This window comes from Paraburkholderia agricolaris (assembly GCF_009455635.1).
GTDB lineage: Bacteria > Pseudomonadota > Gammaproteobacteria > Burkholderiales > Burkholderiaceae > Paraburkholderia > Paraburkholderia agricolaris.
In genome coordinates this window covers 2,411,782-2,435,200 of the sequence record NZ_QPER01000002.1, presented here as the reverse complement: position 1 = coordinate 2,435,200, position 23,419 = coordinate 2,411,782, and the positions used below count along the sequence as shown (strand labels likewise).

Below are 23,419 nucleotides of genomic sequence, written 5' to 3'. Positions count from 1 at the left end.
ATATGCTTTCCACTTCAACGAAGCAACTGTCCGATTCCGGTTTGCGCGATCGTTTTCATCGGCGGTCCCTGGAGCACCAGCGTCCACTTTCGACCGTGACGATGGCGTTTACCGTGATCGCGTTCCTGTGTCTCGTGGGGGCGCGCAACATGGTTGCCGGGCCGGCGACGCCGCTTCCCTACCGGCTTGCCTGCGCGCTGGTGCTGGCACTGCTGGTGATGGCGATTCCACGTGCGGGCTCGACGTGGATGTTCGGCGCAATCGGCGTCGCGTACTCGCTGGTGCTGGTGGCCGGTCTTGCGCTGAACGTCTCGGGTGTCGAGCATCCGTTGCTGTGGATCCTGCCGGCCATGGTGGTGATCCCGATCTGCGCGGCGCCGCTATGGCTTACGCCGCTGCATTTTTTCATCGGCAGCGCGGTTTTCTATGGGACGGCGTTTGCGTTGCTGTTTGGCGGGCCGCGCACGCATGACGTCGACGTTGTCGTGTGGATGTGGATCGTAGCGATCGGCGCCCCCACTTCCATTGTGTTTCACTTCGGCTTTTATCGATTCCGGCGCAATCACTTTCTGCTCGAGAGCCAACTGGCGCAGCTTGCTGCCACCGATCCGCTGACCGGGCTGCAAAACCGCCGCGCGTTCGTCAAGCAGGCCGAGCGCCGCCTTGAAACCCGGACCGCGGATGCACGGATCAGCGCGATTTTTCTCGACATCGACAATTTCAAATCGCTGAACGACCGCTTCGGCCACGCGATCGGCGACCACGCGCTGTATCAGGTTGCCCAGGTGCTGATGGAGGAGACCTCCGCGGACGACAGCGTGAGCCGGATCGGCGGCGAGGAGTTTGCCGTGCTGCTGCGCGACGGGCTGGCCGGTGCCCTGGCGCTGGCCGAGCGCCTGCGCGGCGCGATTGCCGCCATCGAGCGGCCGGACGGCTTTCTGACCGCGAGCTTCGGTGTGGCCGAGCACCGGGGCGGCGAAAGCATCATGGTGCTGCTCGACCGCGCCGACGAAGCTTTGCTGCGCGCCAAGCATTCGGGCAGAAACCGCGTGTGCGCTGAACGCGCGCTACCGTTCGAGGCGCTGCAAATGCTTTCCGGTGCCGCACACGGGGAGGGTGGCGCGGCCACGTTGCGGCATCGCTGGGACGACTACTACCTGACCTCGCACTTCCAGCCGCTCTACAGTTTGTCGCATCAGAAGCAGGTGGGGTTCGAAGCTTTGCTGCGCGGCGAGCAGGATGACGGCACGCTGGTGCCGCCCATTGTTCTGTTCGCGCCGAAGCCGTCCAGCGACGAAGGCGAACTCGATCGCGCGAGTCATGCCGTGCATCTGGCCAATGCGCGCAAGTTGCTGCCCGGCGACGCGTGGCTGTTCCTCAATATTTTGCCGGCCACGTTTATTGCCGAAGGCTATGCCGATCAGCTCGCCCTGATTGTGCGAGCGGTGGGGTTCGAGCCGGAGCGGGTGATTCTGGAGATTCTCGAATCGCATGGCGGGAGCGTCGACGACATGTCGCGCGCGGCGGCTTTATATCGTGAGCACGGCTTCCTGATTGCCGTCGACGATTTCGGCGCGGGTCAATCGAACCTTGACCGGCTGTTGCGGATCCGGCCGGATATTGTGAAGCTTGACGGTGAGTTGATTCGCGCGACCAGCCACGGCACCGAGCAGCCGATTTTGCCGAAGCTGGTTTCGCTGTTGCATCAGGCGGGGATGCTGGTTGTCGTGGAGGGTGTGGAGACCACGGAGGAGTTGATCCTGGCGGTCGAGTCGAATGTGGATTTCGCGCAGGGGTATCTGCTTGGGCGGCCGGCGGCGGAGCTTGCGCCGCCGGAGTCGGTGCATAGGCAGATCGATGACGCGTTCGATGTGATTGCCCAGGGGCGTGCGCATCAGTATGCGTTGTTCGAGTCGGAGGTCGAACCTTACCGGGGTGCGTTGAAGCTGGCTGCCGATGCTTTGCTGCTGGGTGTTCCGATGGAGGAGGCGTTTGCTTCGCTGGCGACGTTCGAGCGCTGTATCAGCGGGTTTATTCTCGACGATTCCGGACGGCAGATCGGGAATGAGGTGCGGGGGCCGGCATGGAGTAGCGATGGCGCTTCGCTGCATCCTGTGGCGAATCCGCAGGATGCCAGATGGGATCATCGGCCGTATTTTCGTAATGCGGTTTTGCTGCCAGGCGTGGCCGTGGCTAGTAATCCTTATCTTTCTTTGGCCAGCGGGCGGCCTTGTGTTGCGGTTACTTTGGCTGTGCAGTTTGCTGGGGGACGGTGTGTTGTTGGGGTGGAGCTGGATTGGTCAGTGGTGGGGTTGCCTTGGCCGGCGGGGGATTGAAGTTGCGCGGGGCGCTTTCGTTGATCTGGATTTTTGGGCGTTGCCATCTTGGTCTTTTGGGCTTTTGGCCTTTTGGCCTTTCCTTGCATTGTTAGTGGTCTATTAGCGTTCCCCCTGTGCGGGGGGGCACCTACTTTTCTTTGCCTGCCGCAAAGAAAAGTAGGCAAAAGAAAGCGGCTCAAACCGCTAGCTCATAAGCGGGTCCCCTGGCTTGGAGGGGGTAGTGGTGCATCTGGAATCTGTCTTCTCGCGCACTCCGCGCTAGTGACAAAGCATTCATCAGCTCCCACTCCGCACTGCGTGCGTCGCGGCTGGGTCTGCCTGGGAAACCTGGCAGACGCTTTGCATAACCGATGGTTTTCGAAACCGGGTTTCGGCGGCGCAGGCCGCCGGAGGTATGACTGCTTTGTCACTGACGCCGAATGTGCGAGGCGACAGATTCCAGATGCACCACTACCGTGGCTGCGCGGGGAACCCGCTTAAGAATTAGCGGTGTGAGCCGCTTTCTTTTGCCTACTTGTATATTCCCTTCTGTGACGCCGACCCGATCAGTTGTCGTCACAGGGACAGTCAGTTCGTCTGCCTACCGGGTTTCGAGCCCGCAGAAAAGCTTGAGCGACTATCCTTTTTCATCCTTCTAACCCGAACAGTTGACTGAGCCTTGAGCTCGTATTTTCCTGCAAGTATGGGTACCGTGATGAATCAATCTTCTTCCGTTTATATCGGCATCGACGTCAGCGGCACCGCGCTCGATATTGCCATTCACGACACCACCGAACATTTCCGTGTCGACAATGAGCCGGTCGCTATCGAACAGCTGGTGCAACGTCTGATCGCGTTGAGCCCCACACTGATCGTCATGGAGGCCACCGGCAAGCTTGAACTCGCTGTGCTCAGGGCCCTCTGCGAGGCCGGCTTGCCCGCCGTCGCGGTCAATCCCCGGCAGGTACGCGACTTCGCCCGCGCAACCGGCTCGCGTGCCAAAACCGACCGCATCGACGCCTTCGCCATCGCCCATTTCGCCGCGGTCCTCAAGCCCGTCGTGCGCCCGCTCACCGATGTGCAGACCGAGCAGTTGCAGGCCCTGCTGCTGCGCCGTGCCCAGCTCATCGATATGCTCGTGGCCGAGAAAGCACGGCTTGAGCGCGCCCATGCCGCTGCACGGGACAGTCTGAACGAGCACATCAAATGGCTCAAGCAGCAGATCAAGCTCGCTGACAACGACATCGATTCATTCCTGCGCTCCTCGCCCGCGTGGCGTCAGAAGGAAGACCTGCTGCGCTCCGTGCCAGGCATCGGTCCCGGCGCCGCCGCGACGCTGATCGCCTTTATGCCGCAACTTGGCTCGCTGAACCGCCGGGAGATCGCTGCGCTCACCGGCGTCGCTCCCTTCAATAGCGACAGCGGCAGGCACATCGGCAAACGCCGCATTCAGGGTGGGCGCGCCGTCGTGCGGCGAGCGCTCTATATGGCCTGCGTGCCGGCGCTGCGTTTTAACCCGACCATCCGGGCTTTCTATGACCGGCTGCGCAAGGCCGGCAAACCGTTCAAGGTTGCTATCACGGCCTGTATCCGCAAGCTCGTCGTCACGCTCAATGCGATGGTCCGTAACGCCACGCCCTGGAGTTCGCCGATTAACTGAGCTTCGTCACGCGTTGCCCTGATGGCGGGCAGTCCGGGCGCGATCATCCATCGTGCTGTCTGCGCTCGCCTGTGCATCGCTGACTACCGTGCCGGGCATCGGTCATCCGCCAGCTAGCCGTCGCTTGACTTCCAATACGGTTGCTTTTCTTTGCGGCAAGCAAAGAAAAGTAGGTGCCCCCCGCACAGGGGGAACGCTAATAGACCACTAACAAAGCAAGGAAAGGCCAAAAGACCAAAAGCCCAAGAGGGCAACGCCAAAAAACCAGATCAAAGAAACCGCCGAGCAGGCAAAACCCTTCCTCGCTGCGAAGCAGCCTAATACCCTCCTTTAACACCCACCCCCATCCCAGCAGTTTTCTTATACGAAGCGGCCAGATCAGCCGCCGCCCGACTTAACAAACCCGTATCCGTCCCCACCGCAACAAAACTCGCGCCCGCCGCGAGATACTCAGCGGCAATCCCCGCATCAGGCGCCAGCACACCCGCCGCTTTACCTGCATCCCGAACCTTCCCGATACCGCTGCAAATCGCCTCGCGTACGCGTGCATCCCCAGGCTTACCCAGCAACCCCATCGAAGCACTCAAGTCCGCCGGACCGAAAAACACACCGTCAACACCGTCCACCGCCGCAATCGCCGAAAGATTCTCCAGCCCCTGCACGGTCTCCACCTGCACCAGCACACACAACTCATCCGCCGCGGTGTTCAGATAGTCTGAGATCCGGTTCCACCGCGAGGCCCGCGCCAACGCGCTCCCCACGCCACGAATACCCTGTGGCGGATAGCGCGTCGCCGCAACAGCATCCGCGGCTTGCTCAGCCGTATCGATCATCGGCAGCAACAACGTCTGCGCGCCAATATCGAGCAACTGCTTGATCAATGCACTGTCGCTTCGTACCGGCCGCACCACCGGATGCGATGCATAGGCAGCCACCGCCTGCAATTGCGCCAGCGTGCTGCGGACGTCGTTCGGTGCATGCTCGTTGTCGATCAACAACCAGTCGAAGCCGGCAGTGGCCAGCAACTCGGTGACGTACGCGTCGGCCAGGGCCGCCCATAAACCGAATTGCGGCTTGCCCTCAGCCAGCGCACGCTTGAATGTGTTTTGCGGTAGTGACATATCGCCCACTCAAATGAAATTCAAACCAATACCGCCCAGCGGACCATAGTCGACATGGAACGTGTCGCCCGCTCGCGCGGGGATCGGGCTTGTGAACGAGCCGCTCAGAATCACGTCGTTCGCATTCAGCACTTCATCGTAAGGCGCGATCTTGTTCGCGAGCCATGCGACGCCCGTGGCAGGGTGATTCAGCACGGCCGCAGCAAGTCCGCTTTCTTCCACCGCGCCGTTCTTGTAGAGCAAGGCACCAACCCAGCGAAGGTCGACGTCCAGCGGGCGCACCGGTCGGCCGCCCAGGACGATGCCGGCATTCGCCGCGAAATCGGAAATGGTGTCGTAGACCTTGCGCGGCGCCTTCGTCTCGCGGTCGAACTGTTCGATGCGCGCGTCGATAATTTCCACCGCAGGTGTCACGTAGGCGGTGGCGTCCAGCACGTCGAATAGCGTAACGCCTGGGCCCTTCAAGGGTTTGCTCAGCACGAAGGCCAGTTCGACTTCCACGCGTGGGGCAATGAAGCGGTCGGCGCGGATGTCCTGGCCGGCTTCAATGAACATGCTGTCGAGCAGCGGCGCGTAATCGGGTTCGTCGATCTGTGACGAACGCTGCATCGCGCGTGAGGTCAGGCCGATCTTGCGGCCCTTGATCACGTGCCCCGCAGCGAGTTTGAGTTTCACCCACTCGCGTTGAATCGCATAACCGTCCTGGACGGTCATCCCGGGATACTGGGCGGAGAAGTGGCGCAGTTGGGTGCGGGTCTTCTCGGCGTTATCGAGTTGCAACGCAAGCTCGCGGATAGTCTGTTCGTCTAGCATGATGGATTCTCTATATGCGGCTGCCGGGCCCGGAATCGGGTCGGCGTGTCAGCCTTGAGTAGCCTTAAGCCGCGCGTGCAAATTGTTGTGCTTCCACGTGCCGGATTCGCTGAATTCATTGATCTCCAACGACAACGCGAGGCCGTGTTTTTCAAACTCCGTGGCGAAGTGCTGTTTGATTACCTGAAACAACGCATCGCCAGTCGCTTTTTTAGCGTCGTCCGAGCGGCCTGCGCCGATCTTCAGGTCCGCGTGCAGGAAGGCGGCGTCCGCCCGGCCGTCGGCAATGCTGTATTGCTCGCAGCGCAAAGCGCGCACGCGGATGCCGCCGAGCGGATAAACGCGTTGTTCGTTTTCACGCTGCGCATCGAGGCATTGCGCAAGCGATCTGCAAAGCCGCCCGATGCTGTCTTCATCAGCAAGATTGGCGCTGTATTCGAGTGTCAAATGCGGCACGGCAAGCTCCTTTCTCGAGACTTAAGCGGGCAGGGGCGTGACGGGAAAGATCGCATTGATCTGGCCCGTACCCGAACTGCCGAAATACGGTGTGACGACTTCCACCTTGCCCTCGTAACGATCCCAGCCGAGTGCGCCGAGCAGCATCGCGGTGTCGTGCATGCCGCCTTCGCCCCAGCATTTCTCGTTATAGAGCGGCAGCATCTCGCAGAAGGTCTTCCAGTCGCCGGCTTCCCACAACTCGACCACCTTGCGGTCCATCTGTTCGAGAAACGGGCTCCACACCTTGTGCATGAACTGCTCGGCGGTACCGTTGTTGGCGAAGTGGTGGCTCAACGAGCCGCTCGCCAGAATCGCCACGGTGCCGTCGTAACGCTCCTCGATCGCCTTGCGCACGGCAAGACCAAAGCGCGCGCTGGTTTCGAGTTCATGCCACATGCACCAGCCGGATACCGAGACGGTCTTGAAGTGCTGGTCGCCATTCATATAGCGCATCGGCACCAGCGTGCCGTACTCAAGTTCGAGCGTGGTCTCGCTGTGCGCGCGGCTCTTCACGCCCATTTCATTGGCGACTTCCGCAATCAGATTGCCGAGCCCGACATTGCCGGGATACGCGTACGGCATGTTCTTGATGAAGTGCGGCAGTTCGTTACTCGTATAGACCCCCTCGAACTTCGGCGCGCAATTGATGTGGTATTCGCTGTTCACGAGCCAATGCACGTCGAATACGACGATCGTATCCACACCCAGTTCGCGGCAACGCCGGCCGATTTCATGATGGCCGTCGATCGCGGGCTGCCGGCAGCCCTTATGAGGGCCGTCGAGTTCGGACAGATATAACGACGGGACGTGAGTGATCTTTGCTGCCAACGCGAGTTTGCCCATCGCGATCTCCTGTTCAGTGTGGCGCGAGACCTGCTGGCCTCGCGCGCTATGGCGACGCGGGTCAGGCGCCCCAGTGCGGAATATGATGCGAGCCGAGCGATACGCACACGTTCTTCGGTTCGAGAAACACTTCGTAGCTCCATGTGCCGCCTTCACGGCCCACGCCCGATGCCTTGGTGCCGCCGAACGGCTGGCGCAGATCGCGCACGTTCTGGCTGTTGACGAAACACATGCCGGCCTGGACCGCCGCGGCAACGCGCAAGGCGCGCCCGGTGCTCTCGGTCCAGATGTAGCTCGACAAGCCGTAAGAGATGTCGTTGGCGAGTCTGATCGCGTCGGCTTCGTCGTCGAACGGAATCAGGCACGCGACCGGGCCGAAGATCTCCTCCTGCGCGATCCGCATGCGGTTGTCGACGTCGACGAACACCGTTGGCTGAACGAAGTTGCCTTTGCGCATGGCTTCCGGCAGGTCGGGTGCGTCGAGGCCGCCGCAGGCGAGCGTGGCGCCTTCTTTCGGACCGAGTTCGATATAGCTGCGCACCTTGGCCAGGTGTCCCTGGCTGATCATCGGGCCGACGATCGTGCTGTCCGCCAGCGGATCGCCTACCGTCAGGCGTTTTGCGCGCTCCACGAAACGTTCGGCAAAGCGCGCGTAAATCGAGCGTTGCACCAGAATGCGCGAACCCGCCGTGCAGCGCTCGCCGTTGTTCGAGAAGATCATGAACACGGCAGCGTCGAGCGCGCGTTCGAAATCGGCGTCGTCGAAAATCACGAACGGCGATTTGCCGCCCAGCTCCATCGAGAACTTCTTCAGGCCTGCCGTTTGCACGATACGGTTGCCGGTTGCCGTCGAACCGGTGAACGACACCGCATGCACGTCCGGGTGCGCCACCAGCGGTTCGCCGGTGTCCTTGCCGAAGCCGTGCACGACGTTCAGCACGCCGGCGGGAATCCCGGCTTCGAGCGCGAGATTGCCGAGCATCGAAGCGGTCAGCGGCGACAGTTCGCTCATCTTCAGCACGGCGGTATTGCCGAACGCGAGGCAGGGCGCGACTTTCCACGTTGCCGTCATGAACGGCACGTTCCACGGCGAGATCAGCGCGCACACGCCGACCGGGTGGAACAGCGTGTAGTTCAAATGCGTATCGGTGGGATACGTATGGCCGTCGACGCGCGTGCACATCTCCGCGAAATAGGTGAAGTTGTCGGCGGCGCGCGGCACGAGTTGCTTGCGCGTCTGCGAGATTGTCTGGCCGGTGTCCTTCGTCTCGGTCTCCGAGATTTCCGGCACGTTCCTCGCGATCAACTCGCCGAGCTTGCGAATGGCCTTTGCGCGCTCCGTCGCCGGCTTGCCGGCCCATGCCGGGAACGCTTCTTTAGCCGCGCGCACGGCGGCGTCGACTTCTTGCGCACCGCCGCTGGCGACTTCAGCGAGCACTTCTTGCGTCGCCGGATTGACTGTCTCGAAGTAGTCTTTTGCGGCGCTGGATTTGCCGTTGATCAGATGTTCGATTCGCATTGCCTTGTCCTTTCTCTTTTACTGTGCCGATCAGGCGCGGCCGAAGTCCGCGTCCGATGCAATCGTATTGACGAGACGGCCAAGGCCGTCGATTTCACAGACCACTTCGTCGCCCGCATTGACGTTGACGATGCCTTCCGGCGTGCCGGTCAGGATCACGTCGCCAGGTGCGAGTGTCATGAAGCTGCTCAGGTACTCGATCAGCGCCGGGATATCGGTGACGAGATCGCGCGTGTTGCCGTGTTGCTGCCGCGTGCCGTTCACGAAGGTGCGCAGTTCGAGTTGCGTGACGTCTTCGACATCGGCGGCATCGACAAACCAGGGGCCGAGCACCGTGCCGCCGTCGCGATTTTTCACGCGCAGGTTGGGGCGGTAATAGTTTTCCAGGTAGTCGCGGATCGCGTAGTCGTTGGCGATCATGTAGCCGGCCACATGTTGCATGGCGTTTTCGCGCGTGACGTTCTGCGCGGTTTGGCCAATCACGACGGCCAGCTCGCACTCGTAGTGCATGAAGGTGACGTCGGCGGGGCGGCGCGTGAAGCCGCGATGACCGATCACCGTGCCCGGGCCCTTGAGAAAGACCAGGGGCTCTTCCTGTTTGTTGAACTGCAATTCCTTTGCGTGTTCGGCGTAGTTCAGGCCGAGCGCGAAGATCGTGCCGACTTCGATCGGTGCGAGCCACACCACTTCATCCTCACGACGCACGCGGCCGTCGGCGAGACGTACGCCGTGAGCGTCCGGATAGGCTTCGTGAATCGCGCCTGCATAGGCAACGCGGCCGCGCATCATGGTTGTTCTCCAGCTTGTTCTTTTGCACTGACAAACGACACCTCGAGCGGCGGCAGTCCGCCAACTGACAGCGTGGCCGCGTCGCCGATATGTGCGACCGGCGAACCATGAGGCACGCCCAGCGTAATGACGTCGCCGGCACTCAGTGTCATGAAATCGGTCACATCCGCAATCAGTTGCGCCACGCTGCGTACCGACGATGCGGTGCTGGCGGTAAAGACTTCATGTCCGGCAAGCGCGACCTTGATGCCCAGATCGTCAGGTGCCGCGACATGACGTGCGGCAACCACGGCCGGTCCGATCACGCAGAAACCGTCGCGTGCGCGGAACCGCACCGAGGGGCGGTACACGCTCGCGTGCGGCACGCTCAGGTCGGCGACCAGCGTGTAGCCCGCGATGTAGTCGAACGCCTGGCCCGCGCCGACGCGGCTTGCCGTGCGGCCGATCACGATGCCCAGCGAAGCGCCGACTTCCACGCCCAACGCATTGTCGGGTACGACGACACGGGCGCGATGACCGGCGAACGTATTGCGCGGCTTCAGATAGAGAACGGGCGCTTTCGGCGGCGCTTTGTAAGGCGCGGCGTGTACCGCGTCGCCCAATGCTTGCAGCGCGGCGCGGTCGTTCAGCAAGGTTCCATACACGGCGCCGGAAACGGGAGCGCGGCAGGCCACGCCGCGCGCGAGCAGCGCGGCAGCGGTTTGCGCGTCCACGTCACGAGGCAGCGCGTCGCCTTCGGGATGCAGCAGGTGATCGGCAAGTGCAAACATAAATCAGTTGTCTCTCGGAGAAAACACTAACATGTTAGTAGTATTGCGCTTGATATCATCCACGGTCAATAGCCTGTCGGCTGATTGCGGGTTTTCCCTTAAGCTTCGACGGCTGCTTTTAACTATCTTCCGCCATGTCCGCTTCTGCTTCGATTCGAGTTTTGCATCGCAACCTGCCGATGCTGTTGCTGCGCGCCAGAGAAAAAATGATGGAGCGGTTCCGCCCCCTGATTACCGCTCACGGGCTGACCGAACAGCAGTGGCGCGTGATTCGCGCGCTCAATGAGCACGGCCCGATGGAGCCGCGTCACATTTCCGACATCTGCACGATTTCGAGCCCGAGCATGGCGGGGGTGCTCGCGCGCATGGAAAGCATGGAACTGGTGACGAAGGAGCGTTTCGCGGAAGACCAGCGCCGCGTGCTGGTGTCGCTTACCGATGCGAGCGTGGAACTGGTGCGCGTGATCTCGAAGGATCTCGAGGCGCACTATCGCGAACTGGAGCGCAAGGTAGGGCCGGAGATCGTCGAGCGTGTGTATCGCGCGGTCGACGATCTGCTTGCCGGCCTGGAAGAAGACGACGAGTGAAGCCGCGGCTCAATCGCCCTGGCCGGGCGCCGAGGTATTTGCCGCGGCGTTCTCCCTGAGGCCGAGCAGCCACGGAATCTGGCTTTTGTCGTGCATGCCGAGCTTCTTGTACGCGCAGCGCAGATAGTGGCGCACGGTGGTGGGCGAAATCGCCATGCGCTGCGCGACTTCCTTATGTGAGAGGCCGTCGCCGTACAGCTTGATCGCATTCAGTTCGCGTGGACTCAAACGGTCGAGCGGCGAGCGTTGGCGCGCTTCCAGCTGAAACAGACCGACTACCGGCGAACAGCTTACCGTCACCGTTTCGCCGACATACGGCTGGCCCGTATCCGCATGCAGATGCGCGATCAGCGGCGCGGGCAGATGCTGGTTCTGATAGCCCGGCCACTCGCTGCGCAGAATAGTCTCGAACGCTTTATCCGCCTGGTGCACCGCACCAAAACCATCGCAGATCGCGCGCGCCGGCGTTGAAACGCCCCCGCCACGCTCGCGCGTCAACTGAAACGAACGGTTGATCGTGAGTGCCGCGCTCAGATGCGGAATCACATCCTCCAGCGTTTGCGCATCCGCCGCGGAAAACGGTTTGTCGAGCGCGCGGCGATATACCGAGAAGAACGTCGCGAGCCCGAAGCGATGATCGAGCGCCGACACCACCATCAACTGTGCAAGCCCGTACTTGATCGCCCAGGTGCGAAAGCGCTGATCGATGCCGGGCGCCACGATCGACACGGCCAGCGCACGGCCGTAGCTGTTCATCGAGCCGAGCGCGAGCGGATCGCAATCCCGCACGCGCTGCCAGTCGGTAAAGAATTCGCCCGGCAGGCCATAGACGAAGCTGTTGTGCATCACCGGACCATTGGCCGTGTGCGTGGTCACACCGGTCCAGCCGGCGTCGAATGGTAAATGCTGCGAGAGCAGACGAAAGAAGCCATGTTCGAATTCGCCGATGCCGGCGCGGTTGGCGAGGGCATAGAGGTCGAGCAGGAAAAGGCTCAGGCCGCGCGTCGCGGTGCCATTGCCGGAAAGCGTGCCTTCGAAATCGGTGCTGCGCTGTTCGGGCGGCGCGCCCGCGTAATCGTCGAGCGCAATGGCAGCGGGCATTTCACCCCACTGATCGAGAACCCGCCTGGTGTCTGCGGTGACTGTCACGCTGTTTCCTTCGGCTGTCGATAAGGCGCGTCTGGCCGCTCGCGCGGCATGCCGATCGATTATACGTGGCACTTTTTTGAAAAACGCAGCGGCCGAAATGGCCTTACACCCCCTCATTTGAACGGCCCCATGCCGCGGATGCCGCGCCGCGTCAGCACGCCGGGCCGCTCAACTTCGCGGCGCATGCCAATCGCACCAAGGCCGCGCGCAATCGCGTGCGGGTTTTCCTTACCGTTCATCTGGACGTCTAGTCAGCGCAATTGCCGCTACGGACACTGCCGTTGCACTCGATCGGAGATGCAGCCCGCAGCGACGGACACATTACAAAAACATTAGACGGTTTGGAGCTTCTCGATGAAACGAAACGAATCACGGCAGCGTGGAGGTCGGCGAAAGACGTTGGCGGTATTGAGCGCGGCGGCCGGCTTGTGCGCCACGGCCGCCCACGCGCAATCGAGTGTCACGCTGTACGGTTTGATCGATGCAGGCATTCAGTACCGCACGAACGCGGACGGCCAGCACGGCGCGGTCAACTTGCAGAACTACGGGGTGTTGCCCTCGCAGATCGGTTTGACGGGCAAGGAAGACCTGGGTGGCGGCCTGCAGGCAATCTTCCGCCTCGAGCAGGGTATCAACGTGAACGACGGCACGGCTACGGTGCCAGGCTATGCATTTTTTCGGGGTGCTTACGTTGGCTTAACCGGCAAGTTCGGCACCGTCACGCTGGGGCGGCAATTCAGCGTGCTGTTCGATCGCACCGTTTTCTACGACCCGCTGCTGTATGCGGCCTATAGCGGGCAGGGCGAACTGGTGCCGCAGTCGGCTAACTTCATCGACAACTCGGTGAAGTTCAAGAGCGCCGATTACGGCGGTTTCAGCGCCGAAGCCCTGGCTGCGACCGGCGGTGTGGCCGGCAATTCGCGCTCAGGCCGCGTGCTGGAAATCGGTGCGCAGTACGGCGGCAATGGCTACGGCATCAGCGCGGCGCTGCATCGGGCGCAAGGCACGGCGTCCGCGGATGGCGATACCTCGGGACTGCAGCAGACCATCGGCACGCTGGCCGCGCATTGGGACATCGCGACGCTCTCGCTGTATGGCGGCGCGGAACGGCAAACCGGAACGCTCGCGCCGTCGAAAACGGTGGCATGGGGCGGGGCGCGTTATCAGGTCAACAATTTCGTCGGCCTTGCGGGCGGCGTCTACCAGACCTGGTCGAACACGCCGAGTGTCGGTCATCCGACGCTGTTCATCGCGAGCGGTACCTATGCATTGTCAAAGCGCACGGTGGCGTATGTGAATCTCGGCTACTCGCGCAACAGCAGTCAAAGCTCGCAACCCGTCTATGAATATGACGCCACGCCGCTCAATGGCGCCTCGCAGTTCGGCGCGATGCTCGGCATGTATCACACGTTCTGAGTATGCGTCGCGCCGGCGTGGCGCTTCGGTGTCGACAACGCCGGCCTGGTTTCGCTTTTTCCTGGACCGCATACCGGCCCTCGTTGCAACGCAACCGTTACCTCATGAGCCCTATGAAAACTTCTTCGACCTCCTCATTTGCCACAGCCGGCGCGTCCGCGACGCCTGCGGCCGCGCCACGCGAATTCGCGGCGTCCACGCTGCTGTCGCTGGTGGTGTTCGCCGCCATCACGCCATTGTTGTTGCTGGTCGCGCCGGCAGTGGCGGCGCAGCTCGGCGGACAGCTCGGTTTGAGCGCCTCGCAGATCGGCACGTACTTCTTCGTCGAACTCGGCGCGTTCAGCTGCGCGACCTTGCCGTCGCTCCTGTGGCTAGGCCGTGTCGACGCGCGCCGTGTCGCGGCGATCGCCACGGCCGTGTTTTGCATCGGCAATCTCGCCACGGCGGTGCTGATGCCGGGTTTCGTCGCATTGCTGGTGCTGCGCGCGTTGACCGCGCTCGGCGGCGGCACGCTGATGGTGCTGTGCATGACGAGCGCGGCGACGAGCGGCAATCGTGACCGCGTGTATGGCTTGTGGGTAGTCGGTCAGCTGGTGGCCGGCGCACTCGGTCTCGTCGTGCTGCCGCATCTGTTCGAAGCGTTCGGTCTGCGCGCCCTGTATGTGACGCTGGCCGTGCTCGCGCTGATCGCGTCGCCGCTTACGCGCGGCTTCGATCCGGCCCTGGGCGGAGCTAGTGGCAAGCAGGCGCAACAGGCCGCGTCCGGTAACAACGGCAGCAGCACGTGGTTTCTGGCGACGCTGGTGATCGGTGGCGTGCTCACGTTCTATGTGGCGATCGGCGGCGTCTGGACCTTCGCGAGCAAGGCGGCATCGCTCGCCGGACTCGACGCCGGGCATACCGGCGAACTGCTGGCTATCGCGAGCGTGATGGGAATCGTCGGCGCGGCGTGCGCGTCGTTTATCGGCAACCGGATCGCGCGTGCCGCGATGCTGCTGACGGGTTACGCGATTCTCGTCGCGGCTTTGCTCGGGCTGTCGGCGCATCCGGGTTCGACGGGTTATGCCGCCGCGATCTTCGCGTTCAAGTTCGCGTGGACCTTCGTGCTGCCGTTCATCCTTGCCGCAGCCGCAAAAACCGATACGTCGGGCCGTTTGATCGCCACGCTCAACTTCGTGATCGGCGCTGGGCTTGCGGTCGGTCCGCTGATCGCCGGCGTTCTGCTCGACGCCGGCGCGGGACTCAATACGTTGTTTCAGGGCGCGGCAGTGATCTGTGCGTTGTCTTTCATTTGCCTGCTTCGCGTTGAGCGTAGCGGGCGCGAAATGCCGGGTGCGCAGCCGTGATCGTGCTGCCGAACCCGGTCGATCTGAATCCGCAGGTGAACTACAGGTAAGAGACATGATGAGCAAAACGGCATTTTTCACGGATGAACGCACTTTCTGGCATACCGGTGGCACGCATGCGCTGTTCTTTCCGATCGGCGGCTGGGTGCAGCCGCCGTCGAGCAGCGGTTACGCGGAATCGCCCGATTCGAAACGCAGACTGCTGGCCTTGATCCAGACCTCGGGGCTGGCGGCCTCGCTCGACATGCAGAGCGCGGCGCTTGCCACTGAAGAGGATTTGCTGCGCGTCCATCCGCGGGACTATCTGAACCGTTTCAAGGCGCTCAGCGATACGACCGGCGGCGATCTGGGCGACCTCGCACCATTCGGCAAAGGGAGCTACGAGATCGCCGCGCTTTCCGCGGGGCTGGCGATTGGCGCGATCGATACCGTGCTCGACAAACGGGCAAGCAACGCATTTTCGCTGTCGCGGCCGCCCGGCCATCACTGTCTGCGCGATAAGCCGATGGGTTTCTGCCTGCTCGCCAACATTCCGATTGCGATCGAAGCGGCCCGCGCGAAGTATGGCGTCGAACGCGTTGCGGTGATCGACTGGGATGTCCACCACGGCAACGGCACGCAGTCGATCTACTACGACGACCCGAACACACTGACGATTTCGCTGCATCAGGATCGCTGCTTTCCGCCGGGCTACAGCGGCGCGGACGAGCGCGGCGCGGGCGCCGGTACGGGGGCCAACCTGAACGTTCCGCTGTTGCCGGGCGGCGGCCACGACGCCTATCTGTACGCATTCGAGCGCATCGTGCTGCCGGCGCTCGACGCGTTCAGGCCGGATCTGATCGTGGTGGCGAGCGGGCTCGACGCGAGCGCGGTCGATCCACTTGCCCGCATGCTGCTGCATAGCGAGAGTTATCGCGCGATGACGCAGTTGATGCGCGATGCCGCCGAACGCTATTGCGGCGGGCGTCTGGTGATCGTGCACGAGGGCGGGTATTCGGAAGCGTATGTGCCGTTCTGCGGCCACGCGATTGTCGAAACGCTGGCGGACGTGCGCACGCTGGTGACCGATCCGATGCTGGATCTGGCGATAGCGCAGCAGCCGAACGAGCGTTTCAAGGCTTTTCAGCGCGGCTTGATCGATGAACTGGCGGATGAATTCGGGTTGCCGGGTCTTTGACTGCTCCGCCGCGTCCTGAACCTCCGAGGCCCGTGGGCCATGCGCTCATGGGTCTTTCCGGGGCTTTCAGGACGCTTTAAAGCGCGGGCGTTGTCATCCTTATGGTTGATGCCGCCGCACCCGCGCTCTCCGTACAGTAGTCAAAGGCGCCGCGGCGACTCGCTAGAGGCGGGCCGAGCCGCGGCAAATCATCGAACTACTGGAGCCATACAGACATGACATCCCAACCCGTTTTCATCCAGGTCGGCGCACTGGCCGAAGGTTTCGCACCTGACAGCCACATCTTGCCGCCGGTCGACGATCTGACCGGCCGCACGTTGCAGCTCGAATTCGCGGATGGCCCCGCCGAGACGTTGACGTTCGTCTCCGCCGGTGTGGTGCGTACGTCCAATGGTCAATTCGAATGCCGGATCACCTCGGTGCGCGACGGTATTTACTTTGTCGATTACGTCGGCGGTGGCGACGGCTCGCGGCCGGCAGCGACGAGTTACGTGCTCGACGTGAAACAGGGCCTGTGCACCTCGTTAGCCGGCACCTTGCCGAACGAAAGCGAAGCCCGTACCGATGCGTTCACGCGCGTCGAGCGAGGCCTGGAGCTGACCGGCGTGCAGGTGCGGTTCCGTCACGGCAGGATCGTGGCGCAGGGCGCTCAGGCTGGTGCCGAGGCAGGGGCTGAAGCGGCATTGCATCACCCGACGCACGAACTGATCGGCATGCGCAACCTGTACACGTATAGCGCGACGGAACAGTACGAGCACGTCTATCTGAACGACAACTTCTATGCGTGGCAATGCCTTTCGGGCGTGGAAGCCGGTCTCGCCGACGTGGATCGCTGCCACTACATCGCCATCGCCAAAGACCTGTACCTGTTCGTCTGGCGTGAAAAAATCATTCCGACGCTCGGCGTGGTGATGATCGACCTCGAACGCAAGAAGACCGACGGCAAGATTTTTGGTTACCGGGGCAGCCAGTTCGACTCGCTGTCGAATTTCCCGGTCGGCGCACTTGCGGAAGTGCTCAATGTGACACGGTATCCGCGATGAACGGCGCCGCGCAGCATGCGGTGAGCGTGCGTGATTTCGCCGGCAAGACCGTGCTGGTGACCGGCGGCGCGCAAGGCATCGGGCGCGGCATTGCCGAGGCGTTTGCCGCGCGCGGCGCCTCGGTGGCGATCGCGGATCTGCGCGTCGACGCGGCCTCGGAAGCGGCGCGGCAGCTCGCGCAGCAGGGCGGCACGGCGCGTGCCTACGCAGCGGACATGGCCGAGTACGCGCAGATCGAGCATCTCGTTGCCGAGGTGGAGACGGGTTTCGGCAGGCTCGACGTGGTCGTGCACAACGCTGCGTATTTTCCGCTCACTGCCTTCGAGGCGATTACGCCCGCGATTTTGCAGCGCACTTTCGCGGTGAATCTCGCCGCGCTCTTCTGGCTCGCGCAGGCAGCGACGCCCGCGTTTATCCGGCAAGGCGGCGGGCGGATGCTGGCGACCTCGTCGGTGACCGGGCCACGTGTGGCGTATCCGGGGCTTGCGCATTACGCGGCGTCGAAGGCAGGCGTGAATGGCTTCATTCGCGCGGCGGCGCTGGAACTGGCGAAGCATCGCATCACGGTCAACGGCGTCGAGCCCGGCATGATCCGCACACCCGCAATGGGCAACCTTGGCGACGACGCGCACAACCGCCGCATCGAACAGGCAATCCCGCTCGGGCGGCTGGGCGAACCGGCGGATATCGCGGCGGCCATGCTGTTTCTGGCTTCCGACGCGGCCGCGTATATCACCGGCCAGACCATCGTGGTCGACGGCGGCGCGACCTTGCCCGAGTCGACCGCCGTGATGGGCTAAGGCCTCGCTGACCTCGCTTACATATGTTCGAACGCGAGGGTCGGCACGTCGACGATCGAGGAGCCGCCATCGGCAACGAGGGTGGCGCCCGTCACGATCGACGCAGCGGGCGACGCCAGAAACTCGCAAACGCCGGCGATTTCCTCCGCCTGCGCGGGGCGGCGCAACGGCACATCGGCGCAAACCCGCTGATAGGCCGCGTCGAGGGATTCGTCATAGCGCTGCATCAGCGGCTGCATTTCCGCGTCGGCCATCGGCGTGCGGACCCAGCCGGGGCAGACCGCGTTGACGCGTACGCCGTGCGGGCCGTAGTCGCGCGCAAGCGAACGCGTCAGGCCAATCAGCGCGTGTTTCGAGGTGGTGTAGCCGCATACGGCCGGCCCGGCGGCGAGCGAAGCGATCGAGGCGACCAGCACGATGGCGCCGCGCTGTTCGATCAGATCGGGCAGGCAGGCGCGGGCGGCGACGAAGGCGGTGTCGAGATTCGCGCGCATGGCGGCGGACCAGGCCGCGTCGTCGGTCTCGGTGGCGGCGCCCATGCCGAAACTGCCGGCGCAGGCGATCAATGCATCGATAGCGCCGCCGTCGGCCTTGATTGCCGCGATGAAACGTTGCCAGTCGGCGGCGCTGGCTGCGTCGCCATCGAGCGCGAGGCCACCGGTTTCGCGCGCCACCCGTTCGAGGGGCGCGCGGCGCCGGCCGATCAGTGCCACGCGTGCGCCGCGCGCAGCAAACAGCCGCGCGCAGGCTTCACCGATGCCGGTGCCTGCGCCTGTGATGACGACGGTGCGTTGTTTGGACATGGGTTCCTTACGAATATGAATGAAGGTGATCTGGTGTGATGAAAGGGGCAAACGTGAATTCAGAGTCTAGGCGTGCGGGCTGCGGCGCGGAATCAGGCAAAAGGATGACAACGCAGCCGTCGTTTCAGCAGGCAAGCCGCGTCGATTTGCCAATTCGTGCTCACGCCATGGAATTGGGCGTTCGTACGATGGGCCGGAGCTGGTGAACCGGGAGAGCGCCATGTTGAATACGATCCGCGACGCAGCCGCGTCTCAAGGCGCCTTTATGCCCGCGCTGGGCGCAGCGGTGAGCGCGCTCGCACAGCTGGTGCGGCCATCGGCAACGGTTTTTTACTGGGTCGGCGCGGATAACGAGCCATCGGGTTTCGAACTGTTCGGCATGACCGAGATGATGCATCGCACCTATTTGCAGCGTTATTGCACGCTCGATCCCATGCATCCGTCGCGTTTTTCGACGCAGACCGGCAACGTGCTCACGCTCGCGGGCGAGTTGCCCGAGACGGTGCGCGGCGCTTCGGTGTACTGGCAGCGCTTCCTGAATCCGCATCAGGTGGTCGATGTGATGGAGGTCTTGCTGCGAGACGGCGCACCCGGCGCCCCTGGCGCGCGAGGCACGCGGCCGGCGGCGGCGTTCTCACTGCTGCGCATGGCGCCCGCGGAAGCGTTCTCGGCGGACGACCAGCACCACGCAAGGGCAGTGCAACCGCTGCTGGAAGCGGCGCTGGTGCCGGCGCTGCGTGAGCAGCGGGCGATGCGCACCCACGCGCGCCATGGCACAGAGGTCGAAAACGATATCCGTCCAAACTTGACGCATCGCGAACAACAGATCGCGCGTCTCGTGCGCAACGGCTTGTCGAACAAGGAGATCGCACGCGACCTCGCGCTCGCGCAGCCCACCGTCAAAACCCACCTGTTGCGCATGTTCCGCAAGCTCGGCGTGTCGAGCCGCACGGAAATGATCGGCGCGCTCTTTCTATAGAGGACCGAAGCCATGATCGACACCTGGCCGATGGCGGGCGCGCGCGTCGAACCGGTCGAGGCCGATGGCTCGATGCTGCTTTATGCCGTCGCGGCTGTCGCGGTGGAGCGCGCCGACAGCCGGCATGGCGCGCGCTGGTTCCAGCGCCGGCAGTCTGCGCTGGCCGCGGTGATTTCGCGTGAAGAAGACGTGTCCGACATTCTGCTGCGCTTGCCCGATAGCTGGAACATCGTCGATGGCGCGCGGTGTGTCGGCCTGCATGACGATGCCGACATTCTGTCCGGCGATCCGCGTTTTTGCCGCGGTTTCGTCGAAACGAATTGCGCCATTGCCGGCCATAGCGATGGCGTGCGTTTTGCGCTGTTCATGCAGATCAATGCAGCCGAAGCGGTGTTGCTGCCCGAACGGCTATTCGTGCAGCGCGACGCTTTCGAACATTGCCTGTATGCGCAACCGTGAGCGTGTCATCCAGCGCACCTGAGTGCAAACGAGTATTAGATGTTTTCCCTTATGCAAGGGCCCGCTGCCGATTTGCGCTAACGGTCGAAAAAACCTGCGTGACACCATGCTTCAACGCGATGGCCCCGTGGCCATCGGCAGTCAGTAACAAGACACCAACGAGAGACCCAGGATATGAGTAACGATGCAACGGTTGTCGTCAGCGACGCGGTTCGCGCGTTCGTACAACGCGATTTCGGCCTGTTTATCGGCGGCACACAGCAACGCGCGCATTCGGAGCGCCGGCTGGACGTGTTCAATCCGGCGAGCGGCGAGCGCCTCGCGACGGTAGTGGACGCGGACGCAACCGACGTCGATCACGCAGTGAGCAATGCGCGCGCCGCATTCGATGCGCGGGTGTGGAGCGGCCTGCGTCCCGCCGATCGCGAACGCATTCTGCTGCGTTTTGCCGACCTGCTCGAAGCTAATGCCGAAGACCTCGCGCAACTCGAAACGCTGAATCAGGGCAAGTCGATCAACATCGCCCGCGCGGTGGAAGTGGGCGCGACGATCGAATACGTGCGCTATATGGCGGGCTGGGCGACCAAGATTACCGGCGAAACGCTGGACGTATCGATCCCGTTTCCGCCCGGTACCCGCTATACGGCGTTCACGCGCAAGGAGCCGATCGGTGTAGTGGCCGGCATCGTGCCGTGGAATTTCCCGCTGATGATCGCGGTGTGGAAACTGGTGCCGGCGCTCGCGGCGGGGTGCACCATCGTGATCAAACCGTCGCCGGAAACCCCTCTGACGGCGCTGCGGCTGGCCGAACTGGCGCTGGAGGCCGGCGTTCCCGCCGGCGTGTTCAACGTCGTTACCGGTGGCCGCGAATGCGGCGCCGCGCTGGCGGCGCATCCGGGCCTCAGCAAGATTTCGTTTACCGGCTCGACACCGACCGGCAAGCTGGTCGGCACGGCCGCCGTGCAGAACATGACGCGCTTCTCGCTTGAACTCGGCGGCAAGAATCCGGCGGTGATGCTCGCCGATATCGACGTCGAGCAGGCGATTCAGGGTGCGCTGGCCGGCGGCTTCTTCAACCAGGGGCAGGTGTGCGCCGCGGCCTCGCGCATCTACGTGCATCGCAGCAAGTATCGGCAGGTGGCCGACGGTCTGGCCGATATCGCCAACGCGATGACGCTCGGACCCGGCCTCGATCCGGCAGCGCAGATCAATCCGCTCGTGTCCGCGCTGCACCGCGACCGCGTGAATCAGCACATCGCGCGCGCCCAGGCAGCCGGTCTGAAGTTTCTTGCGGGCGGCAAGCCGGTCGATCTGCCGGGCTACTACGTGCGCCCCACGGTGATCGCCGACGTGCCGCACGACGCGGCAATCGTGCGTGACGAAGTGTTTGGTCCCGTGCTCGCCGTCGTCCCGTTCGACGATCCGCTCGAAGCACTGCGCCTCGCCAACGATTCACAGTACGGCCTCGCCGCGAGCCTCTGGAGCAATGATCTGAAGACCGTGATGAACCTCGTGCCGCAAATGGAGGCGGGCACCGTGTGGGTCAATTGCCATGTGCCGCTCGATCCCGGCATGCCGTTCGGGGGCTTCAAACAGTCGGGCATCGGCCGCGAATTCGGCAAGTATGCGATCGAGGGTTTTACGGAAACCAAGTCCGTGTGTATTGCGCATTGAAGCTCGCGCATTGAGCTGGGCGCGGGCACACGAACCTACCAACATACAGGACTTAATGGAGTAGGCACTATGGGAACGAACGATTCCGCCTTCTGGCATCCGATGCAGCACCCGGCCGAAATGCAGCAGCGCGAGCCGATCCGTATCGTGCGCGGCGACGGCTGCTATGTGTTCGACGATCGCGGCAATAAGCTCGTCGACGGCGTGGCCGGTCTCTGGAACGTCAACGTCGGCCACAACCGGCGTGAAGTGAAGGACGCGATTGTGCGTCAGTTGGACGAACTCGAATACTTCCAGCTCTTCGACGGTATTTCGCATCCGCGCGCCGAGGAGTTGTCGAAGGTGCTGATCGAGATGCTCGAACCGGAAGGTATGCGCCGCGTGATCTACAGTTCAGGCGGCTCGGATGCGGTCGAATCCGCGTTGAAGCTCGCGCGTCAGTACTGGAAGCTGAAAGGCGAAGCGGACCGCACCAAGTTCATTTCGCTGAAGCAGGGCTATCACGGCACGCATTTCGGTGGTGCGTCGGTGAACGGTAATACGGCGTTCCGCCGCAATTACGAGCCCAATCTGCCAGGCTGTTTTCACGTTGAAACGCCGTGGCTTTATCGCAATCCGTTCACCCAGGATCCCGCCGAACTCGGCCGGATTTGCGCCGAAATGCTGGAGCGCGAGATCGTTTTCCAGAGTCCCGACACGGTGGCCGCGTTCATTGCTGAACCGGTGCAAGGCGCGGGCGGCGTGATCGTGCCACCGGAGAACTACTGGCCGCTGATTCGGAAAGTGTGCGACAAGTACGGCATTCTGTTAATCGCCGACGAAATCGTCACGGGCTTTGGCCGGACCGGCAGCATGTTCGGCAGTCGTGGCTGGGGTGTAAAGCCCGACATCATGTGCTTTGCGAAGGGCATTTCTTCCGGCTACATTCCGCTTGGCGCGACCGCGTTCAATGAGCGCATCGAGCAGGCCTTCATGACCAACGCGAATTTCACCGGCGCGTTGATGCACGGGTACACTTATGCGGGGCATCCGGTTGCGTGCGCAGCGGCGCTGGCGAACCTGAAGATCGTCAAGGACGAGAACCTGCCGGCCAACGCCGCGCAGCAGGGCGCGCACCTGCTTGAAGCGCTGCGGCCGTTCACTGAGCGCTATGCGGCCGTGGGCGACGTGCGCGGCAAGGGCCTGATGGTCGCGCTCGATCTGGTGAAGTCGAAGCAAACCCGCGAGCCGATCGACCCGACTTCGGGCTATGCCAACGCGGTGGCCGAAGTGGCGCGCGCTCACGGCGCATTGGTGCGGCCGGTCGGCACGAAGATTATTCTGTCGCCGCCGCTGGTGGTCGAATCGGGGCAGCTCGACGCGCTGGTCGGTGCGCTGGCCGCCGGCTTCGACGAAGTGAAATTTGCATAATTGACTTGGTCAAGTGTTGAGGCGCGCTGCAGAATGCACAGGTGCATTCCAGGTTGGGGCAGCGCGCGATGAAACTGAATCCGTGGAAGTGTCGCGGTTTTTCTAAATCGAACCGCATCCGCCAGCCTGGCATAACATTGCTTCTTCATTGGCAGAACGAGGCGCCGCGAGCCGCGGTCTTCGCCTGCGTCCAGGTTGGCGTCCGCTACGACAGGCCGGGCCGTCATCGCATGAATGTAGCCTGT

Annotated in this window: 22 protein-coding genes; 12 read left to right on the top strand and 10 right to left on the bottom strand. The window is 62.9% G+C overall.

What is annotated here, in order from left to right; translation table 11 throughout:
• The first annotated feature begins 2 nt into the window (after nt 1-2).
• Together GH665_RS32205 and GH665_RS32200 are read left to right on the top strand one after the other, a co-directional pair.
• Complete coding sequence (locus GH665_RS32205) at nt 3-2,336, top strand: bifunctional diguanylate cyclase/phosphodiesterase (protein ID WP_153141164.1); 2,334 nt, start codon at nt 3-5, stop codon at nt 2,334-2,336.
• 697 nt (nt 2,337-3,033) lie between these two features.
• The gene (locus GH665_RS32200) at nt 3,034-3,978 is read left to right on the top strand and encodes an IS110 family RNA-guided transposase (RefSeq protein WP_174771768.1); all 945 of its coding nucleotides are present in this window, start codon (nt 3,034-3,036) and stop codon (nt 3,976-3,978) included.
• Between the two features lie 317 nt (nt 3,979-4,295).
• On the opposite strand, the gene hpaI is transcribed toward GH665_RS32200, so the two are convergent.
• The 7 genes from hpaI to GH665_RS32165 form a co-directional block, all read right to left on the bottom strand.
• On the bottom strand, nt 4,296-5,099 hold the full coding sequence (gene hpaI / locus GH665_RS32195) for a 4-hydroxy-2-oxoheptanedioate aldolase (protein ID WP_153141162.1): 804 nt from the start codon (nt 5,097-5,099) through the stop codon (nt 4,296-4,298).
• A gap of 9 nt (nt 5,100-5,108) precedes the next feature.
• The gene (gene hpaH, locus GH665_RS32190) at nt 5,109-5,912 is read right to left on the bottom strand and encodes a 2-oxo-hept-4-ene-1,7-dioate hydratase (RefSeq protein ID WP_144194588.1); all 804 of its coding nucleotides are present in this window, start codon (nt 5,910-5,912) and stop codon (nt 5,109-5,111) included.
• 48 nt (nt 5,913-5,960) lie between these two features.
• Complete coding sequence (locus GH665_RS32185; RefSeq protein WP_153141161.1) at nt 5,961-6,368, bottom strand: 5-carboxymethyl-2-hydroxymuconate Delta-isomerase; 408 nt, start codon at nt 6,366-6,368, stop codon at nt 5,961-5,963.
• Nucleotides 6,369-6,389: 21 nt separating this feature from the next.
• Nucleotides 6,390-7,253, bottom strand: coding sequence for a 3,4-dihydroxyphenylacetate 2,3-dioxygenase (hpaD, locus tag GH665_RS32180; protein ID WP_167531035.1), 864 nt, complete (start codon nt 7,251-7,253; stop codon nt 6,390-6,392).
• Nucleotides 7,254-7,314: 61 nt separating this feature from the next.
• Nucleotides 7,315-8,772 (bottom strand): 5-carboxymethyl-2-hydroxymuconate semialdehyde dehydrogenase, encoded by a 1,458-nt coding sequence (gene hpaE, locus GH665_RS32175; RefSeq protein ID WP_153141160.1) that lies wholly within the window; start codon nt 8,770-8,772, stop codon nt 7,315-7,317.
• 30 nt (nt 8,773-8,802) lie between these two features.
• On the bottom strand, nt 8,803-9,561 hold the full coding sequence (locus GH665_RS32170) for a fumarylacetoacetate hydrolase family protein (RefSeq protein WP_153141159.1): 759 nt from the start codon (nt 9,559-9,561) through the stop codon (nt 8,803-8,805).
• The gene (locus GH665_RS32165; protein ID WP_153141158.1) at nt 9,558-10,331 is read right to left on the bottom strand and encodes a fumarylacetoacetate hydrolase family protein; all 774 of its coding nucleotides are present in this window, start codon (nt 10,329-10,331) and stop codon (nt 9,558-9,560) included. Before GH665_RS32165 ends, GH665_RS32170 begins: the two co-directional genes overlap by 4 nt.
• Nucleotides 10,332-10,510: 179 nt before the next feature.
• Between GH665_RS32165 and hpaR the strand changes: the two genes are divergently transcribed.
• A complete protein-coding gene (gene hpaR, locus GH665_RS32160; RefSeq protein ID WP_153142403.1) occupies nt 10,511-10,918 on the top strand; it encodes a homoprotocatechuate degradation operon regulator HpaR in 408 nt (135 codons plus the stop codon).
• A 9-nt stretch (nt 10,919-10,927) separates the two neighbouring features.
• Here the strand turns inward: hpaR and GH665_RS32155 are convergent, their stop codons facing one another.
• Complete coding sequence (locus tag GH665_RS32155) at nt 10,928-12,067, bottom strand: response regulator transcription factor (RefSeq protein ID WP_425496060.1); 1,140 nt, start codon at nt 12,065-12,067, stop codon at nt 10,928-10,930.
• A gap of 113 nt (nt 12,068-12,180) precedes the next feature.
• Complete coding sequence (locus GH665_RS39505) at nt 12,181-12,306, bottom strand: hypothetical protein (protein WP_281357363.1); 126 nt, start codon at nt 12,304-12,306, stop codon at nt 12,181-12,183.
• A gap of 115 nt (nt 12,307-12,421) precedes the next feature.
• Here GH665_RS39505 and GH665_RS32150 point away from each other — a divergent pair, with 115 nt between their 5' ends.
• From GH665_RS32150 to GH665_RS32130, 5 genes are all read left to right on the top strand, one after another.
• Nucleotides 12,422-13,483 (top strand): porin, encoded by a 1,062-nt coding sequence (locus GH665_RS32150; RefSeq protein ID WP_153141157.1) that lies wholly within the window; start codon nt 12,422-12,424, stop codon nt 13,481-13,483.
• Nucleotides 13,484-13,596: 113 nt separating this feature from the next.
• Nucleotides 13,597-14,829 carry an MFS transporter gene (locus GH665_RS32145; RefSeq protein WP_153141156.1) on the top strand — a complete coding sequence of 411 codons (1,233 nt, stop codon included), beginning with the start codon at nt 13,597-13,599 and terminating at the stop codon, nt 14,827-14,829.
• Nucleotides 14,830-14,887: 58 nt separating this feature from the next.
• On the top strand, nt 14,888-16,006 hold the full coding sequence (locus GH665_RS32140; RefSeq protein WP_153142401.1) for a class II histone deacetylase: 1,119 nt from the start codon (nt 14,888-14,890) through the stop codon (nt 16,004-16,006).
• A gap of 215 nt (nt 16,007-16,221) precedes the next feature.
• Entirely contained in the window at nt 16,222-17,049 is an 828-nt protein-coding gene (locus tag GH665_RS32135) for a MoaF C-terminal domain-containing protein (RefSeq protein WP_153141155.1), read from the top strand.
• Nucleotides 17,046-17,849, top strand: a complete 804-nt coding sequence (locus tag GH665_RS32130; RefSeq protein ID WP_153141154.1) for an SDR family oxidoreductase — start codon at nt 17,046-17,048, stop codon at nt 17,847-17,849. The genes GH665_RS32135 and GH665_RS32130 overlap by 4 nt, the downstream gene beginning before the upstream one ends.
• A 17-nt stretch (nt 17,850-17,866) precedes the next feature.
• On the opposite strand, the gene GH665_RS32125 is transcribed toward GH665_RS32130, so the two are convergent.
• Entirely contained in the window at nt 17,867-18,652 is a 786-nt protein-coding gene (locus tag GH665_RS32125) for an SDR family NAD(P)-dependent oxidoreductase (RefSeq protein WP_153141153.1), read from the bottom strand.
• Between the two features lie 220 nt (nt 18,653-18,872).
• Here GH665_RS32125 and GH665_RS32120 point away from each other — a divergent pair, with 220 nt between their 5' ends.
• The 4 genes from GH665_RS32120 to GH665_RS32105 all read left to right on the top strand — a co-directional run bounded on the left by GH665_RS32120 (nt 18,873) and on the right by GH665_RS32105 (nt 23,174).
• Nucleotides 18,873-19,631 (top strand): helix-turn-helix transcriptional regulator, encoded by a 759-nt coding sequence (locus tag GH665_RS32120; RefSeq protein WP_153141152.1) that lies wholly within the window; start codon nt 18,873-18,875, stop codon nt 19,629-19,631.
• A 12-nt stretch (nt 19,632-19,643) separates the two neighbouring features.
• Nucleotides 19,644-20,090, top strand: coding sequence for a hypothetical protein (locus GH665_RS32115; RefSeq protein ID WP_153141151.1), 447 nt, complete (start codon nt 19,644-19,646; stop codon nt 20,088-20,090).
• Nucleotides 20,091-20,264: 174 nt separating this feature from the next.
• Nucleotides 20,265-21,764, top strand: coding sequence for an aldehyde dehydrogenase family protein (locus GH665_RS32110; protein ID WP_153141150.1), 1,500 nt, complete (start codon nt 20,265-20,267; stop codon nt 21,762-21,764).
• Nucleotides 21,765-21,833: 69 nt separating this feature from the next.
• Entirely contained in the window at nt 21,834-23,174 is a 1,341-nt protein-coding gene (locus GH665_RS32105) for an aspartate aminotransferase family protein (RefSeq protein WP_153141149.1), read from the top strand.
• The last annotated feature ends 245 nt before the right edge of the window (nt 23,175-23,419 follow it).

Bases quoted from the DNA above. Each gene is read 5' to 3' on its own strand.
- GH665_RS32205 (WP_153141164.1), top strand. From the start codon at position 3: ATGCTTTCCACTTCAACGAAGCAACTGTCCGATTCCGGTTTGCGCGAT.
- GH665_RS32200 (WP_174771768.1), top strand. From the start codon at position 3,034: ATGAATCAATCTTCTTCCGTTTATATCGGCATCGACGTCAGCGGCACC.
- hpaI (WP_153141162.1), bottom strand. From the start codon at position 5,099: ATGTCACTACCGCAAAACACATTCAAGCGTGCGCTGGCTGAGGGCAAG.
- hpaH (WP_144194588.1), bottom strand. From the start codon at position 5,912: ATGCTAGACGAACAGACTATCCGCGAGCTTGCGTTGCAACTCGATAAC.
- hpaD (WP_167531035.1), bottom strand. From the start codon at position 7,253: ATGGGCAAACTCGCGTTGGCAGCAAAGATCACTCACGTCCCGTCGTTA.
- hpaE (WP_153141160.1), bottom strand. From the start codon at position 8,772: ATGCGAATCGAACATCTGATCAACGGCAAATCCAGCGCCGCAAAAGAC.
- GH665_RS32170 (WP_153141159.1), bottom strand. From the start codon at position 9,561: ATGATGCGCGGCCGCGTTGCCTATGCAGGCGCGATTCACGAAGCCTAT.
- GH665_RS32165 (WP_153141158.1), bottom strand. From the start codon at position 10,331: ATGTTTGCACTTGCCGATCACCTGCTGCATCCCGAAGGCGACGCGCTG.
- hpaR (WP_153142403.1), top strand. From the start codon at position 10,511: ATGCTGTTGCTGCGCGCCAGAGAAAAAATGATGGAGCGGTTCCGCCCC.
- GH665_RS39505 (WP_281357363.1), bottom strand. From the start codon at position 12,306: ATGAACGGTAAGGAAAACCCGCACGCGATTGCGCGCGGCCTTGGTGCG.
- GH665_RS32150 (WP_153141157.1), top strand. From the start codon at position 12,422: ATGAAACGAAACGAATCACGGCAGCGTGGAGGTCGGCGAAAGACGTTG.
- GH665_RS32145 (WP_153141156.1), top strand. From the start codon at position 13,597: ATGAAAACTTCTTCGACCTCCTCATTTGCCACAGCCGGCGCGTCCGCG.
- GH665_RS32140 (WP_153142401.1), top strand. From the start codon at position 14,888: ATGAGCAAAACGGCATTTTTCACGGATGAACGCACTTTCTGGCATACC.
- GH665_RS32135 (WP_153141155.1), top strand. From the start codon at position 16,222: ATGACATCCCAACCCGTTTTCATCCAGGTCGGCGCACTGGCCGAAGGT.
- GH665_RS32130 (WP_153141154.1), top strand. From the start codon at position 17,046: ATGAACGGCGCCGCGCAGCATGCGGTGAGCGTGCGTGATTTCGCCGGC.
- GH665_RS32125 (WP_153141153.1), bottom strand. From the start codon at position 18,652: ATGTCCAAACAACGCACCGTCGTCATCACAGGCGCAGGCACCGGCATC.
- GH665_RS32120 (WP_153141152.1), top strand. From the start codon at position 18,873: ATGTTGAATACGATCCGCGACGCAGCCGCGTCTCAAGGCGCCTTTATG.
- GH665_RS32115 (WP_153141151.1), top strand. From the start codon at position 19,644: ATGATCGACACCTGGCCGATGGCGGGCGCGCGCGTCGAACCGGTCGAG.
- GH665_RS32110 (WP_153141150.1), top strand. From the start codon at position 20,265: ATGAGTAACGATGCAACGGTTGTCGTCAGCGACGCGGTTCGCGCGTTC.
- GH665_RS32105 (WP_153141149.1), top strand. From the start codon at position 21,834: ATGGGAACGAACGATTCCGCCTTCTGGCATCCGATGCAGCACCCGGCC.